General features: G+C 39.3%; 1 protein-coding gene. It reads left to right on the top strand.

The features are described 5' to 3' along the window. On the top strand, positions 1–338 hold a 338-nt coding region (locus BN338_RS09485), incomplete at both ends, for a DUF3987 domain-containing protein (protein ID WP_039761587.1).

Raw genomic sequence — 338 nt, 5'->3', positions numbered from 1 at the left:
GAATTGCTCCAAAACAACATGATGATTGGAAGATTGTTCCTAATCTCTGGGGTGCTCTTATCGGTCAACCTTCGACCATGAAAACACCTACCATGCAAGCCGCTTTAGCTCCAATCACTTGCCTTCAAAAGCAATGGTACAAAGAGTGGCTAAAGCAGAAAGAAAAACAAGAAATTGAAGAGATCCTTGAAACTTTAGATAAGTCTGAAAAGAAAAAACAAGCCCATAAAGCGATAAAAAAAGGAGATCTTGAAACAGCCCGTGCTCTTTTGTCTGAAACCCTCTCTAAAGACAATACGCATGATGATGATGTCTCTCGTTTTATTGTCAATGATGTG

This window comes from Bartonella queenslandensis AUST/NH15 (assembly GCF_000312585.1).
Classification (GTDB): domain Bacteria; phylum Pseudomonadota; class Alphaproteobacteria; order Rhizobiales; family Rhizobiaceae; genus Bartonella; species Bartonella queenslandensis_A.
The sequence above is the reverse complement of the archived record's forward strand: the minus strand, read 5'-3'. Positions and strand labels throughout refer to the sequence as shown.